This is a genomic window from Lysinibacillus zambalensis, assembly GCF_040183165.1.
Classification (GTDB): domain Bacteria; phylum Bacillota; class Bacilli; order Bacillales_A; family Planococcaceae; genus Lysinibacillus; species Lysinibacillus zambalensis.
On record NZ_JBEGDG010000001.1, the window covers coordinates 461,366 to 476,682 of the forward strand.

Here is a 15,317-nt window from a genome sequence, read left to right on the forward strand (position 1 = left end):
TCTCCTTAATGATTGACTTTAAAGTATCGTATAACGGGATAAGAAAACTTTTTTCCATTTAAAGTATAAATTGCAGCAACTACTATTAGTATTGTTTCAAGAATAATAAGTGCAAAAGAAATCATTGAAACCGCGCTCCATTTTTTAGAAATAAAAGTTAATAACAAAAAAATCGGGAAGAAAGTAAAGTGAAGGTTCATCCCTTCTTTTGCATGGTCAGCAAAATATTTATTCTTATCCCTCGATACTAAGTATACCAAAATTGGTAAAATAAAGGTTAATAATAGTGAGAACAGATGCATTAAACTTGCCAATCCTCTATTTAATAAACTCTCTTTTTTCATTGTGCCGTTCCTCCAATAGCTTTTTTGATTGTTACCTTTTGATGAGTAACTAAATTCATCATAAAAGGTGACGCTACTAGAGATTCAAGGACAAATTCAATTAAATAATTTATATGTAATAAATAGCTGTTGTTATTTTTAGTTTTCAGTATTGTATGATATAATTCATTTACTGACTAACCTAAGCAAGACAATATTAAGCTGTAGCGATGCCGTACGCTACAGCTTTTTTTGTACTGAATTAAGACTCACTAAAATCATTCTCCTCCTCAAGGATTATTTCTTTCTAAATACTCCTCGGCTAGTTGAGGATTTTTGTATATCGCCATACCAGTTTTCAACTTTTTAAAGCCAACCTTTTCATAAAAAGATTCATTTCCAGTTGTTGCAATTAACTGAATACAAGAAACATCCCCTAATTGCTGAATGATGTCATCTAAAAGAGTTCTGGCAATTCCTCTTCCTTGATAATCTCTATGTACGACAACATCATAAATTACGGCATTGAAAACACCGTCTGAAAGAGCTCTCGCAAATCCAATAATTTGATGATCTTTTACTGCGAAAACTTTGTGTGTACTTGCATTGAAAACTTTTCTTATTATGCTTTCGTCATGTTTCATCCACCCTACCGATTGATAAACTTCTTTTAACATTGTTAGCTCGTTTTCCTCTACGTTATATGTAAGTAATAACATTTTTCATTCCCCCATTTTGTTTGTCATTTCCTTAAATATATATGTGTATTGCTTACTATATTTCACCATCAAATTAAAGCATTTATAAACCAAGTCTCTTGACGAACACTTGTTCTGGTATTAGAATAATAAAAAAGGAGGCAATTTTATGCAAAAAACGAACACCATTGAATTAGTACATTTCTCTGAAGAGTTTGTGGATAGTTTGAATGACTTTGACCTTCCAGCAGAACAAAGTCAATTTACTACCCTTCCAAAAGAGATTTCTATAGAAATGGTTGGACAATATCCGATTGTTATTTTGAGTGACCATGTTCCTGTAGGATTTTTTGTCCTGCATGCAACTGATAGAGTAAAAGAGTACTCTACTAATCCAAAAGCTATGCTGCTTACTGCATTATCTATTGACCATAAACAACAAGGAAATGGGTATGCCAAAAAAGGGATGCTTGCACTGCCTGAATTTATTAAAAGAAAATTTAAAGATTGTAATGAAGTCGTTTTAGTCGTTAATCATAAAAATATTCCGGCTCAAAACTTGTATTTAAAAGCTGGCTTTGTCGATAACGGGGAAAGAAGAATGGGACGTATTGGCGAGCAAATTGTTATGAACCTATACCTTTAATAGATTTTCAAAAATCACTCTTCATGACATGGGTGATTTTTTTGTTCTCCCCTTATAGCATATCTCCTTGTTGATCGTCTATCTGAATGCTGTGGAGTACCTAACAAAAGCTCAGAGAGATAATGCAGCAAACTGCTTATGAATTGTGGAGTTGATCCTCTAAACACAACTCATCGAAGAAGGATGTGAGGGATTATTAAGGGAGGTTTTCGATACACACTCTACATGTGTGGAGTGTATGTGGCAACACATGGATGCTGGTGGGTTTAAGTAATTGGCTAGGTACTACCATAGTAGAGCCAGCCTTTTTATTTATCTTCAAACAGTTTTTTACTTCAGCTAATGCCCTTGTCGAACCCAAATGTTTTTATTATATCTTTAGATAACCTGTTAGCTATCTCATCCGCCTCAAATCCTTTGATATACAGTACTGGCTATATTATTCTGAATATTTATAAGGAATTCCTCAAGGCCAGTTTTAATTTTATTACTTTTATGCATAACACACCTACATTTATATGTTAAAGTTTTAAATTGCCATGTATTGAGCTACCTCGGTACTATTTAGCTACATATGGAAACAACAAGCTAAAAATTCAAGTTATACACCTATACCAGTAAGTGAAGATATTTCTATACTGCGAGTATTTTACTTTCGTATAAGATATTCCTGTATAAAAATAAATCAGCTACCTAATATCGATAAACATTACCAATACTAGATAACTGACTTATCGTAGAAATTCACCCTAAGCTCTTTCGGTATTTTATAAATCCGTAAATGTTGGTGGTTTCTTTTTGAAGCCTTTCGTTGTAATAAAAGCATAGATAAAACCGATTGCAAGCCAGATAAAGCCTACCTTCAATGTCATCGGTGATAAATTAATAAATAAGTAGAGACAAATACCAAATCCTAGCCCTGGAATTAATAAGTATCGAATTATTTTCATTTCTCTTTTACGGAAGAAGTAATACACGATCACTGACAAATTGACAAACATAAATCCTGCTAGGCCTCCAAAGTTCATTAATTCTGCTATAAAATTTGCTGATAAAAACAGCGCTCCTAAAACACTAATCACACACATCAATAAAATATTGTATACCGGTGTTTGATATTTTGGATGTAAATGTGTGAAAAACTTTTTCGAAAGTACCTCATCACGCCCCATACTAAACATTAAACGAGATGCACTTGCTTGTCCTGTTAAACCAGCTGTCACTGTTGATACAATAATCGCAACCGTATAAAGAGTTGCAAGAACTGCACCACCTGCTTTTTCCGCTACATCAAATAAAGCCGTATCAGCTGAACTAAAGTTTGTAACATCAGGCCATACGAGCTGAGCTACATATGCTTGCACAATAAAAATAAGTCCTCCGATTAAACAAGCTAAAATAGCTGCCTTCCAAATATCCTCTTTTGGATTGACTGCCTCTTCTGAAAGTGTTGTAATCGAATCGAACCCTAAAAATGAGAAGCAGGCCATTGCTGCACCAGAAATAATTGCAGACATAACGAATTTTTCATCGTTGAAAAACGGTACAACAGTAAAGAGCGACGTATTACTTTCCGCACCGACAATTGTCTTTACACAAAAAATCACAAAAATAACGACTACAATTCCCATAAACATAACGAGGATTTGATTTGTTTTTGCTGCGATGCCAATACCTAGAATATTGACAGTAGTTATAATACCTGCAATTAATAACACCCATACCCAATACGGAACAGTTGGTATTAATGCATTCGCATATGAAGCACCTACCATGAATACAATGAGTGGCACTAAAACATAATCCATAAACATTGCCCAACCTGCAAAAAAACCTAAATGCGGATTGATTGCACGCTGGGTATATGTATAAGTTGATCCTCCATTTGGAAAAACAGCAGCCATGCGACCGTAACTATATGCAGAAAACATCATTGCAACCATAGCAATCAAGTAGGCTAATGGCAACATCCCACCTGTAGACTCTGCTGCAAAGCCATAAATATAAGCTGGCGCAATCGGTGTCATAAAAGCAATACCATAAATGACTAAATCTTTTAATGTTAAAACACGCTTTAACTGTGGTGTATGATCATTTGGTGTTTGACTCATAGTCCATTTCCTCTCATAGATTCATTGGTTCGCGTTTTGAGAGTTCTTCCGTTACTATATCAATTACTTCATCTGTACTCATCACTTGGCAATAAATTTGATTCATAATCATAATTTCAGCATCATGAAGCTGTTGCGTTGCAGCTGCACATGCATCTTCAACTAAAATAACTTCAAATCCTGCGTCAGCTAAACTTCGAACTGTTGAAGCAACACATTGATCTGTTACAACACCTGTACAAACTACTGTTTCAATGCCCATATTACGCAGTAAAAATTCATAATTCGTACCACTTAATACGCTATCTGTCGTTTTATTTACAACAATTTCGTCATCAAGAGGCTTTAATTCATCCACCATCTCCGCTCCTGGGTCACCGATTGGCAATAAAATATTGTTCCATCCTGTCCGGCGTTGTACAGGAGAACGATCTCGTCCATCTTTATGATGGCAAGCAATGCGACCAAATGTTACTTCTAATTTATTAGTACGGAAAAAATCTAAAAGCTTTTTATTGTTCGGAATCGTTAAATTGTCGATACGATCAAAAAAGTATTCCCACTGATCAAACATGCCCTTTTCTCTTGCAACCTGCGCGTCTAATCCGTCTCGGCTAATAAACTGATGTTGCATGTCTACTATTAGTAATGCTGTTTTATCAGGGTTCACGTTTATTTTTTGACCGTCAGTCGGTAAAAATTCATAGTATAATGTTGATGTATTATCCATAAAATCCCCTCCAAAATATATAGATAAATAAAAAACAGACTCTTTGTGCAAAAGAATCTGTCTAACACAAAAATGACCTACTCATTTCTAAAATGAATCGACCATTTAAAATTCCCACTGTTTGTCTAAACAGAGATAGCACAACTTCATAAACACGTATGCTTACGAAGACAGTCCTGCAACTATTCGCTACAGACCCAGTATATGATGGCGAGAACTCATCACATACTTCGGCGACACTTCCTTCTATCTAACTTCTTCATCTTCTCGGACTCCATTAGGTACTGTTAACTGCCGCGCCTCTACCTCACTATCAGAAAAGTGAGGCTTATTTAATTATTTGAAATAATTATATTATTACATTTTTTATATGTCAACTTTAAAATCTACTATATTTTTATAAGATTTATCGCACACAACCACAAAAATGACAATCTAAACACTTTAAACAATAACTATTTCCCAATATACATCAACAATTGTATAAGCATTTAATTATTCACCTAACGGCATCCACCCCTTTAGGAATATTTTGGGCTACCATAAATCATAGTGGATTCATGACCCCGGGGGCGACTAACGCAGTATAAAATTGTTCGAAGTGGGAGGGATACCCCCCACGCAATTTTAAAAAATATGTTTGTCCTATAGAAAAAACTATCTAAACATAGTAAAAAAATTCTCAGAAAAACAAGCTTCTATTTAAGTAGTCTATTAATACACAAAAAATGCCCTACTTATATTACCAGCTATAAGAAAGGCACCCTCTAAAATTATATTCAGTTTTATTGAGCATATAATTTTACTTCTACGCTACTAAAAACATCATGATATTAAACAGTAATAAAAGGTTGCAGCAGCCACACTAGGCAATCCCTTTTTGATAAGCGACTCTATTAAGTTGAAGAATTATTTCATTATGTATCTAAACTTGATTACCTCAAATCTTTCTTTTTTCTTCTTTTCTGCTTTTTGACTCTTTTACATAATTAATATAGTTACCTGTTCCTTCTATTGCTGAAACTGCAATGATGGCCCATTCTAGTGGATTAACATCTCTTAGTGATTCCTTTCCATAGAATAATGTAATGCTAGCAATAAACCCATAGAGAATTGCTTTAGAAAAATACTCCCAAACAGGAGAATAATTTTCCAAATTAATTTTTTTGTATATTTTGTCTATTAAAATTACAATTCCTAAAATTATAATTACGGTTATAATCATTTCCGTCTTCATAGTACGCCTCCATAGAAAATTTCAACAAATTTTTCATCATATAATTTCTTCGAAAATATCTTCAATCCTTTATGTAACGAAAAAGGACGAATTCTACTACTGGAAGAACCTCGGTCAATACTATCATAATAAAGGTTTTCACTTACATAAAGATTAAATGTTGTACTAGCAAGTTGAACCCTCATACGCTTCCACAAATCTGAAAAAATGATTAGCTTGTCTCTATAGAATCTTTCACAGGATTCTTTTGCATTTTTAAATATGCAAGAGTATGCAAAAACTTTACCGCTTTCAATCAGTGAATCCTTTTCTTTCGCAACCTTTACTTCACTCCTAATTAATTTTTTTCAACACGCATTGTTCTACCTACCGTAATCTTTGTCGAATCAATCGCTAGCAGTAATTTTTCAAGGAAAGGGAGCGTTTGGCCCTACGATTTAATCGATTGACAATCTTTAAGAATTAGGACTAGTGAGGTTTGTCAGTTCAGGAAACAATCGACCACCATTGGAATGAAATCATACTACTGTATTTTTACTTAACCCATTATTTAAAGAGATTTGTGGATGTACATATTTATCATCACCTTCTTCAAACACTATATGGTATAAATACAAAGAAGCTAATCTTCCCTTTAATAGAACTATGTCCAAACTATCGCTAAACTAATTAAAAAGTGTAATCAGAGTACCCGTATAATTCTTTGAGTTATTATAAAATTGAATTACCAATACTTTGCGCATTACTTTTTAATTTTTTTAAATAATATTCTAATTGATTCTCTTTAAAATTTGTTTCTGCCATAAATACACTTAATACCGCTACTGTCGCATCATTTGAAGCATTAATAATCGGAACCGATATACCAATAGCTCCTTGTACATGCTCACTATTCGTATAGCAGTATCCTTTTTCACAAATTTCTTCTAACGATTTTTCAAGTCCTTCTATTGTTGTAATGCTATTTTTTGTATGCGCATCCAGCTCTAATTCTGCTAAAGTTTTTGCTCGCTCTTGTAGATTCAGCTGTTTTATAAAATACGCAAGATGGGTTTTCCCAGCTGTTCCCGTCGGTAGTTTATATACATAACCTAGCTTTTCAGCCCATTTCAAAGTAATTGGGCTTTCTTCCTTCTCAACAAATGAATAAGTCATTTGGTCACTATACATCACACTTAAATACACTGATTCTTGAAATTCCTTGGCTAACTTTTGCATATATGGCTTTGCAATTATACGAAGATCTTGCTCTACCATATTATACAATTTAAGAATATTCGGTGGATTCAATCTATATTTTTTCGATTCTTCTCGTTTAATAAAACCTGTATTATTTAGCGCTTCAACTAATCTATACGCCGAAGTCAAGCTAATATCTAACCCTTTTGCCACATCCGACACAGCTAAAGATCTTTCACTCGCAAATAGCATCAGAGCATTCAACGTACGTTCAGCCACTAACGAGCTTTTACTTGTATTATTCATCCAAACACCTTCTTTTAATATTCCATTAACCTATATGTAAATTACCTTTAAAGCCTACTTGAAGATTATAGCATGGCTTATTATAGTAAGATTATGTGTAGAAACATCCACATTTTGCTAATCCTTATATGCTACCATAAAAATAAAGAATCAAGCCACCGTTGAAATTGGCGAACTTGATCCTTTATTATAGACAATCCTATTTATTCAATTATAACCAAACTGATTGATTAAATTCCAATAAACCAATTTTGAACATTTTCATGCATCATCGTATGAATTTGTTGATCTGTTACCCCTTCTTTTTGCAACTGTGGAAGGATCTCATCTATTAGGAAACGAATAGACCAACCTGGAATTATTTCATCGATTGATTCTTGCGTATACCAATCAATATTACAGCAATAGTCTTGTGATAAGAATATGCGCTTTTCTAAGCCTTCTTTCAATAATTGCAATAACACTTCATTTCTTTTTGTAGCTGGAAGAGGTCCTTGTCCAAAACGATCCATTCCTATATAAGCACCTTGATCTAAAATCTTATGAATATAATTCAAGTCTGTGCTATCACCTGTGTGACCAATCATAACAGATTTTAAATTCACACCCTCTTCCTCAAATATAGCTAGTTGATTCAAGCCATTTTCGGTTTCAGGATGAGAATGTGTCATAATAGGCACACCTGTACTTTTTTGAGCACGTGCTACAGCACGAAATACCTTTTCAAGATCTGGTGTAAGACCTGGTGCATCTGCAGAACATTTAAGGAACCCCGCTTTTATATTTGTATTTTGAATGCCCTTTTCAATATCATGAATGAATGCTTCTGCCATATGATCTATTTCTCTATTTTGGAAATAGTAAGGAATATCTGTAAATGAATAAATACCTGTGGCTGTTACTATTTGCATATCTGTTTCATTTGCGACACGCTCTAAAAATCGCACATCTCTTCCCATCCCTACAACAGTTGGATCACAAATTGTTTTTACTCCTTGTGATTTTACAGCTTTCGCACCTTCTACAGCTTTTTTATAAATTACATCTTCATCATATAAATGTGGGAACTGAAACGTCACTACTTCCGATCGTAATAATAAATGTTCATGTACTAGTGTACAACCTAAATCATTAATATTTAGCTTTCCTGTAACTGTATTTATAGATACCATATACCATTACCCCTTTTCATGATACGTAATCTACTTTATTTTTTACATCTCTATCATAGATTTAAGCACCCTTTGTTTTCTAGCATCCTCAAATGCTAGAGCACCATTCAATAAAGGATATACAGCGACGATTGCTGCAAATTGCTCCTTATAAGAAGCTAATAAATTAAATGCTTTTTCAAAGTCATTACTATAATAGCCATAGCTCGGTAATAGGTTGATTTCACCTCTCACCATCACATTTAACGGTAATGTAACGTCCTGTTCATATAAAGCAACTACAACAAATGAACCACCTTTTTTAAGTCGTGAAATTCCTTGTTGCGCAGCCAATGAAGAACCCGAACATTCGAAAACAATATCCGCATCATTTCTTTTTTCTAAAGGATCCTCTACGATTTCAACTGCAATATCAAACTTTTCAATGGCGCTTAAACGAACAGAACGATCTCTTCTTAAGCCTAAAACAGTAACAAAAGCTCCTGCATTTTTAGCAGCTATCGCTACAAAGAAACCAATAATGCCACAACCCTGGACTAACACTTTTTTGCCTGTAATATCATTTGATACTTTCTCAACAGCGTGTAACGCAACGGAAAGTGGCTCGGCAAGTGCAGCAATTTTAAAGGGCAAATTTTCAGGTATGAGATGTACTGAAGCAGCGTTTACCTTCACATATTCAGCCATTCCGCCATCAAAATGCAAACCAAGGCATTGAATATTTGAACAAATATTTTGCTTCCCTTGTCTGCACTGTTCACATTGAGAGCAAGTCACACCTGGTTCAACAACAACGTGTGCATTTAGCAAGTGTTCATTACTTGATGCAGGGTGAACCTCTATTACAGTTCCAGATAATTCATGGCCTAATATAATTTCCTTAGGTACAAATTCATAACCTTTAGCATGGTGAGCTGCATGCAAGTCACTTCCACACACACCGCAATGACTGACTTTTATAAGTATTTCATTTTCTTCAAGTATAGGCCTTTGTCTATCTTGAACTTTTATTTGCCCTTTGCCTACTTTCACTAATGCTTTCAAAATGTCTCCCCCTTCGTCCAGCTATCCTCAGCTTCTATTTTGTTATACCGCCTGTAACATCAATAACACTTCCTGTTACATAGTCGGATAAATCTGTTGTTAAAAATTCGATGACATTGGCGCAATCTTCAGATGTTCCGAAACGTTTTAAAGCGGTTTGGTTTGTATATGTTTCAGCGCCTGCTTTTTCAAATTGCTCAATTAAGCGACCAGTAGCAATATAACCTGGTGCAATTGCATTAACCGTAATATTATATGGTCCTAAATCTTGTGCCAGATATTTTGTATAAGAAACGATTGCGGCCTTTGTAGAACCGTAGTGTGAGTATGTGCCTCCTTCTGTTGCTTGTAATCCAGTAACAGAGCTTACTGTGACGATTTTCCCGTAGTTCTTTTTCTTCATACCTCCAGCAACTGCTTTGACACAATTCACTGTTCCAACAAAGTTGCGCTCGTACACTATTTTCAACTGCTCCAAATCTATTTCAGATGCTTTATTTTCAAGTATAGTCCCTGTCCCTCCACCAGCATTGGCAACTAAAATATCTACTTCACCTAGGCGATCAACAATTTTATTAAAAGCCGCTTGAACAGCAGCTTCATTTGATACATCTGCCTCTACACCAATTGCTTTTACACCATGCTCTAACAATTCATCGACAACTGTTTCATACTGCTCACCGATATGCTCTTTTTCAAAATGCTGATACGACTGCAAATCCACGTCAATTATTCCTACATTTGCTCCTAATTGTGCTAACCTTAATGCGTAGGAACGTCCTATTCCTCGTGCTGCACCTGTGACAACCGCTACTTTACCCTCTAATTTTTTCATTTCCAATGCTCCTTTACTCATTTGTTTGTAATGAATCCATAACTCCAACAGGAGGAATGTTATGATCATCTGACATCAAATCAATGACAACGCTTTCATTTGAGCTAAAAGCTTTTTCAATGGCCGGGGCAATTTCTTCAATCTTCTCTACTCGAATACCAGAAATACCGCAAGCTTCCGCTATTTTAGTATGATCAACAAATGAAAAATCACATACATTTGTGTATCTACCAAACATCACGCTTTCCGCATATTTTTGATAACCTAAAATACCGTTATTAATTACTGCTACTACTACTTGAATACCAAGCCGTTTACACGTTTCTAGTTCACTCCAAACGTGTCCAAATCCTCCATCACCAACAAGACAAAAGACTTTCTTATGTTGATTTGCTAGCTTTGCCCCCATTGCCATCGGTAACCCCCAACCTAAACCAGCTAAGCCACGTGGGAAAATAAACTTACGCGTTTTTGTTGCCGTTAAGTAGTTGGCATTCCAAACAGATGAAATACTTGCATCTGCTACAACAATATGGTCATCTGTTAAACTCTTTTCTACTTCATATAAAAATCTTTCTACCTTAATTTTGCCTGTCGTTTGTGTAACAATTGATTGCATATCTTGCTGATGCATTTTGCGAGACTGTTGTATCTGTTGTTCTATCTTAGCTCGTTTACTTGCTCTTTTCTCTACAGATCTGTTTTGTAATTGTATTTTCAAGCTTTGTAAAGTTAATTTAGCATCCCCAGCTAGTCTTAATGATTCATAGTTTCTACCTATTTCTACCGGATCAATATCAATATGAATGTATTTAGCGTTTTCAGGAAGCAATGACCAACTATCTGTACCATTTTGATTAGTGCGGTTGCCGACTAGTAAAATGACATCGGCTTGCTGTACCATTGGCTTTAAATGTGTGCTAACTCCCCGTTTACCCATATAATAACCAATGGGTCCAATCGATAGTGGATGCCTTTCATCAACTGCACCTTTTCCCATTGTTGTAGTTGCAACTGGAATCGAAAACTCTTCTTGAATAGCACGTAATTCATCTATGGCGTTAGAAGAAATGACTCCACCACCCGCATAAATAAATGGATTTTCTGCTCTACTTAACCATTCAGCAGCTAGCTCGACTTTAGATGTATCTGCAATTGTACGATCTAATGGGAACGTACCATAACTTAGCGTTCTTCTTTCATTAATTGGATACTCATTCGGATCTGTAATAATATCCTTTGGTAATAATATTACCGTTGGCCCAGGACGCCCAGATCCTGCTGTTTTAAATGCCATGTCAATATAATCTTCTATTCTATCTTCAGTTGGAATACGCTTAATCCATTTTGATACTCCTTTAAATAGCTCTAAATGATCTATTTCTTGGAAAGCATTTTTCTCTTCATCGTTTCTTGAAACTTCCTCTACTAAAGCAACGACTGGATAAGATGCTTTTAGTGCCTCTGCTAAGCCTGCTACTAATAATGTTGCAGCTGGTCCATGCTGTGCAGTAACGACTGGAATGGAATTTGTACACATCGCATATGCTTGCGCCATATATGTTCCTGCATTTTCTTGACGGTAGCCGATTTGCTCAATACCAATATCTTCGCATGCCAAAGTTACAGTAGGTGGGTTACTTTGACCGAAAAGATATTTGACCCCGTGTCTTTCTAATGCCAATGCAATACGCATAGCATTTGTTGTTTTACCATTATTGTTTCTCTCATATTTAAGTACCATCATATATCCTCCATTAATTTTGATTCCATACGATTAATTTTGTTTCTGTTATTTCTTGCATTGCATATTTAATCCCCTCTTTAGTGTTTCCGCTTTCTTTTACACCACCATACGGCATTTGGTCTACACGGTATGTCGGGATATCGTTAATCATCACCCCACCAACTTGTAGCTTTTTAGAAGCTTCAAATGCAGTATGAATGTTTTGTGTGAAAATAACTGCTTGTAATCCATATTTCGAATTATTTACTAGAGCAATTCCTTCTTGAATAGACCCGATTGGTGTTATAGTTACAATCGGTGCAAATACTTCCTGACAACTTACTTTTGACGTTGTGGAAACATTTATTAAAACAGTTGGAACTAATACATTATTTTCAATATAACCCCTGCTAGCACGTTGCCCCTTGTTGCTTAGCTTCAATCCAATTCACACTTCTTGTTCAATCTTCAGCTGAAATAAGTGAAGAAACGTCAGTATTTGCCTTTAGCGGACACCACAAACAAGTTTGGCTGCTTCACTACGGAAATGTTCCAAAAATTCATCATATAAGTGCCCCATCACATAAATTCGCTGTAAGGAGATACAAACTTGTCCCTGATTTGAATAAGCTCCTATTACACACTTTTGGGCAACCTCCTGTAAATTCGATGCATCTTCTATAATGACGCCTGCATTGGATCCTAATTCTAAGCTCACTTTTTTCAGACCTGCTTTGGCAATAATATCTTTCCCTACTTCTGGGCTATCTGTAAATGTAATCATATTTACGTCGTCACTCGTTACAATGCGGTCTCATACAAGGGAATCTCTGCTCGTAACAACATTGAGAACTCCTCTTGGTAAGCCTGCCTCTTCTAAAAGTCTTGCTATAAAGAAAGCGATAACAGTGTTTGAGTAGCTGGCTTTAAAATAACGCTATTACCTTCAGCAATCGCAGTACCTAGTTTATGTGCAACTATATTCATTGGGAAGTTAAATGGTGTAATAGCCCCAACAACTCCTATAGGCTCTTTTTGTGTATAACCAAATCGACCCGCGCCTGTTTTTGCAGCATCCATCGGAATGATTTCCCCAACATTTCTTTTTGCTTCCTCTGCCGAAAACTTATATGTTTCGATCGTACGATCAAATCATCGTATGCTGTTTTCAAAGGCTTTGCTGAGTCAAGAGCTATTAATGTAGCTGCCTAATCCCTTTTTTCAGTAAGCAATATTATTAATCTTTCTAAAATTCTCGCTCGTTCATAGGTTGTCATCTCAGCAATCTCATGCTGATTTTTCACTACACTTCGGATAGCATCGTCAACCTGCTCTAAAGAACCTTGGGAATCTCCGCCATTTTCTTGTTTGAAAAAGGTGAATACAAATCTTCATAGACTTCTGCCTCTACCTAACATCCATCAATATAAAGCTTTTCTTTCAAAATCCGCACCCTTCTTAATTCCGATTATCGTAATACATTCCTATTATCGGAATTAAACCAAATTCTAAATGACATTCTTATTTAAGTCAACAAAATTATCGAATATTCTGAATAAATTTTTTTCTTATCTACTCTCATTGGAAAACTAGAGAAGTCGTAGCAGCTAATTTGATTACTTCTTCAAAATTAAGTGATTAAAAAATGTACAAAGAAAAAACTACGACAAAATAAAATGCCGTAGCTAAAGACAGTTCTTGTATACCAATGTAATAAAAATATGAGCAGTTTTATTTTGGGTTATATAGGTTTTACCTATCTTATTTCTGTCCCTTGTTACAAAAGAGTAGAAAATTAGTTATGTAAACTAGTCCTCTTTAACAATTAATGTGTAAGATTCACCACAATCTGTGCAGGAAAATCTACCTTTCCGTATGTCTCTAGCCGATATCGGTAAAAAAGTCTCACACTTCGGACACTTTAATTTTGATATATCAACTAGGAGTTTTTTTGTTATTTCCTTAGACATAGAACAGGCTTGGTCACGTGCATTTCGAAAAATTTCCTGAGATTTGTAATATAATTCATCAGGAATTTCACTTATAACAGGCTTTATGTTCTCTTCTATTTCATTAATGATGTTCAAGGATTCCAAATGGATATTATCTTCTAATTCCTCACTTATATTTTCAAGATTTTCATATACTTCTGAATCAATAAAAATAAATGGTTGATTTAATTTGTGAGAAATACAAAATCTATGACGTCCATCTACGAATTCCATTTCATCATATATCTTGATCGGACTAAACATCCGTTGATTTGTACCATGCAACCATGTTTTTGCTAAATAAGGACAGTACATGTAATCCCCTCGCTGTTTACGCTCAGGTGTATCCGGTAGTTCTGAATATTTTTTTTCGTTTTCATTATCAAAGAAACATTTGCCATTTCCTTTTGCACTACACTCATTTTCAGAAAAATGAAAATTGTATTTTTCTATTTCCAGTTCTTCACCATGTCTAATCATGTAAATCCTCCTTAATAGTATACAGCTCTTAATATATCATGAATGGCATGTGCCGCTCAGTCCAAGATTACATGGAATGAGCCACATAATATTTGATTGTTATGAAGCGTTGATGTATCAATGTTTTACTCTTGTAATTACATCATTTCGCCCGTAAGGTGAAAGTGTGTAATATCTTTAACGATGTGTACCAAAAGTGCAGTATATCAATGTTTGTAAAAATCCGAGGTGTAACATCTTTAACGGAAATTTATCGTTTTTCACTTGATTGCGTTAGCAAAATGTTAGCATGTTTTAGTATCGTATAAAGTACGTTTCCACATACGTCATGTGTGGTGTGTATGTGGAAACACAAGGGGCTGGTGGGTTTAATTAAATTAAAAAATGACTCTTCTCTACTTTTGCGAAATACAAAAATTACTGTATCTTCTACTTTCAATTACAAAAAGAGCATCAATCCCTTTTTGATCAATAACTCTATTAAGTTGAAGAATTATTTCATTATGTATATAAGCTTGATTACCTCAAATCTTTCTTTTTTCTTCTTTTTGATTCTTTTACATAATTAATATAGTTACCTGTTCCTTCTATTGCTGAAACTGCAATGATGGCCCATTCTAGTGGATTAACATCTCTTAGTGATTCCTTTCCATAGAATAATGTAATGCTAGCAATAAACCCATAGAGAATTGCTTTAGAAAAATACTCCCAAACAGGAGAATAATTTTCCAAATTAATTTTTTTGTATATTTTGTCTATTAAAATTACAATTCCTAAAATTATAATTATGGTTATAATCATTTCCGTCTTCATAGTACGCCTCCATAGAAAATTTCAAC

Annotated in this window: 13 protein-coding genes, 1 pseudogene and 1 riboswitch; of the genes and pseudogenes, 1 reads left to right on the forward strand and 13 read right to left on the reverse strand. The window is 34.8% G+C overall.

Features of this window, described 5'->3' with window-relative positions:
* Positions 1-5 precede the first annotated feature (5 nt).
* Complete coding sequence (locus ABNX05_RS02250; RefSeq protein ID WP_349658200.1) at positions 6-344, reverse strand: magnetosome magnetite crystal formation protein family; 339 nt, start codon at positions 342-344, stop codon at positions 6-8.
* 269 nt (positions 345-613) lie between these two features.
* Positions 614-1,042, reverse strand: coding sequence for a GNAT family N-acetyltransferase (locus tag ABNX05_RS02255; protein WP_349658201.1), 429 nt, complete (start codon positions 1,040-1,042; stop codon positions 614-616).
* Between the two features lie 148 nt (positions 1,043-1,190).
* On the opposite strand from ABNX05_RS02255, the gene ABNX05_RS02260 reads away from it, so the two are divergent.
* Positions 1,191-1,667: a GNAT family N-acetyltransferase gene (locus ABNX05_RS02260; RefSeq protein ID WP_349658202.1), complete on the forward strand. Its 477-nt coding sequence runs from the start codon at positions 1,191-1,193 to the stop codon at positions 1,665-1,667.
* 767 nt (positions 1,668-2,434) lie between these two features.
* On the opposite strand, the gene ABNX05_RS02265 is transcribed toward ABNX05_RS02260, so the two are convergent.
* The 11 genes and pseudogenes from ABNX05_RS02265 to ABNX05_RS02325 form a co-directional block, all read right to left on the reverse strand.
* The gene (locus tag ABNX05_RS02265) at positions 2,435-3,778 is read right to left on the reverse strand and encodes an APC family permease (protein ID WP_349658203.1); all 1,344 of its coding nucleotides are present in this window, start codon (positions 3,776-3,778) and stop codon (positions 2,435-2,437) included.
* A 13-nt stretch (positions 3,779-3,791) separates the two neighbouring features.
* Positions 3,792-4,508 carry a cysteine hydrolase family protein gene (locus ABNX05_RS02270; RefSeq protein WP_349658204.1) on the reverse strand — a complete coding sequence of 239 codons (717 nt, stop codon included), beginning with the start codon at positions 4,506-4,508 and terminating at the stop codon, positions 3,792-3,794.
* A 128-nt stretch (positions 4,509-4,636) separates the two neighbouring features.
* Positions 4,637-4,821, reverse strand: a riboswitch (Lysine riboswitch).
* A gap of 627 nt (positions 4,822-5,448) precedes the next feature.
* A complete protein-coding gene (locus tag ABNX05_RS02275; protein ID WP_349658205.1) occupies positions 5,449-5,745 on the reverse strand; it encodes a hypothetical protein in 297 nt (98 codons plus the stop codon).
* Positions 5,746-6,456: 711 nt separating this feature from the next.
* A complete protein-coding gene (locus tag ABNX05_RS02280; protein WP_349658206.1) occupies positions 6,457-7,230 on the reverse strand; it encodes an IclR family transcriptional regulator in 774 nt (257 codons plus the stop codon).
* A 230-nt stretch (positions 7,231-7,460) separates the two neighbouring features.
* Positions 7,461-8,402: a phosphotriesterase family protein gene (locus tag ABNX05_RS02285; RefSeq protein WP_349658207.1), complete on the reverse strand. Its 942-nt coding sequence runs from the start codon at positions 8,400-8,402 to the stop codon at positions 7,461-7,463.
* 42 nt (positions 8,403-8,444) lie between these two features.
* On the reverse strand, positions 8,445-9,446 hold the full coding sequence (locus ABNX05_RS02290) for a zinc-dependent alcohol dehydrogenase (RefSeq protein WP_349658208.1): 1,002 nt from the start codon (positions 9,444-9,446) through the stop codon (positions 8,445-8,447).
* Between the two features lie 34 nt (positions 9,447-9,480).
* Positions 9,481-10,281, reverse strand: a complete 801-nt coding sequence (locus ABNX05_RS02295; protein ID WP_349658209.1) for an SDR family NAD(P)-dependent oxidoreductase — start codon at positions 10,279-10,281, stop codon at positions 9,481-9,483.
* A 13-nt stretch (positions 10,282-10,294) separates the two neighbouring features.
* Positions 10,295-12,028, reverse strand: a complete 1,734-nt coding sequence (locus tag ABNX05_RS02300) for an acetolactate synthase catalytic subunit (RefSeq protein WP_349658210.1) — start codon at positions 12,026-12,028, stop codon at positions 10,295-10,297.
* Between the two features lie 10 nt (positions 12,029-12,038).
* Positions 12,039-13,147, reverse strand: a pseudogene (locus ABNX05_RS02305) (aldehyde dehydrogenase family protein).
* Between the two features lie 668 nt (positions 13,148-13,815).
* Complete coding sequence (locus tag ABNX05_RS02320) at positions 13,816-14,478, reverse strand: hypothetical protein (protein WP_349658211.1); 663 nt, start codon at positions 14,476-14,478, stop codon at positions 13,816-13,818.
* A 519-nt stretch (positions 14,479-14,997) separates the two neighbouring features.
* The gene (locus ABNX05_RS02325) at positions 14,998-15,291 is read right to left on the reverse strand and encodes a hypothetical protein (RefSeq protein WP_349658212.1); all 294 of its coding nucleotides are present in this window, start codon (positions 15,289-15,291) and stop codon (positions 14,998-15,000) included.
* Positions 15,292-15,317 lie beyond the last annotated feature (26 nt).

What these genes read in the sequence shown, in the direction of transcription:
- ABNX05_RS02250 (WP_349658200.1), bottom strand. Translation starts at nt 344, where the DNA reads ATGAAAAAAGAGAGTTTATTAAATAGAGGATTGGCAAGTTTAATGCAT.
- ABNX05_RS02255 (WP_349658201.1), bottom strand. Translation starts at nt 1,042, where the DNA reads ATGTTATTACTTACATATAACGTAGAGGAAAACGAGCTAACAATGTTA.
- ABNX05_RS02260 (WP_349658202.1), top strand. Translation starts at nt 1,191, where the DNA reads ATGCAAAAAACGAACACCATTGAATTAGTACATTTCTCTGAAGAGTTT.
- ABNX05_RS02265 (WP_349658203.1), bottom strand. Translation starts at nt 3,778, where the DNA reads ATGAGTCAAACACCAAATGATCATACACCACAGTTAAAGCGTGTTTTA.
- ABNX05_RS02270 (WP_349658204.1), bottom strand. Translation starts at nt 4,508, where the DNA reads ATGGATAATACATCAACATTATACTATGAATTTTTACCGACTGACGGT.
- ABNX05_RS02275 (WP_349658205.1), bottom strand. Translation starts at nt 5,745, where the DNA reads ATGAAGACGGAAATGATTATAACCGTAATTATAATTTTAGGAATTGTA.
- ABNX05_RS02280 (WP_349658206.1), bottom strand. Translation starts at nt 7,230, where the DNA reads ATGAATAATACAAGTAAAAGCTCGTTAGTGGCTGAACGTACGTTGAAT.
- ABNX05_RS02285 (WP_349658207.1), bottom strand. Translation starts at nt 8,402, where the DNA reads ATGGTATCTATAAATACAGTTACAGGAAAGCTAAATATTAATGATTTA.
- ABNX05_RS02295 (WP_349658209.1), bottom strand. Translation starts at nt 10,281, where the DNA reads ATGAAAAAATTAGAGGGTAAAGTAGCGGTTGTCACAGGTGCAGCACGA.
- ABNX05_RS02300 (WP_349658210.1), bottom strand. Translation starts at nt 12,028, where the DNA reads ATGATGGTACTTAAATATGAGAGAAACAATAATGGTAAAACAACAAAT.
- ABNX05_RS02320 (WP_349658211.1), bottom strand. Translation starts at nt 14,478, where the DNA reads ATGATTAGACATGGTGAAGAACTGGAAATAGAAAAATACAATTTTCAT.
- ABNX05_RS02325 (WP_349658212.1), bottom strand. Translation starts at nt 15,291, where the DNA reads ATGAAGACGGAAATGATTATAACCATAATTATAATTTTAGGAATTGTA.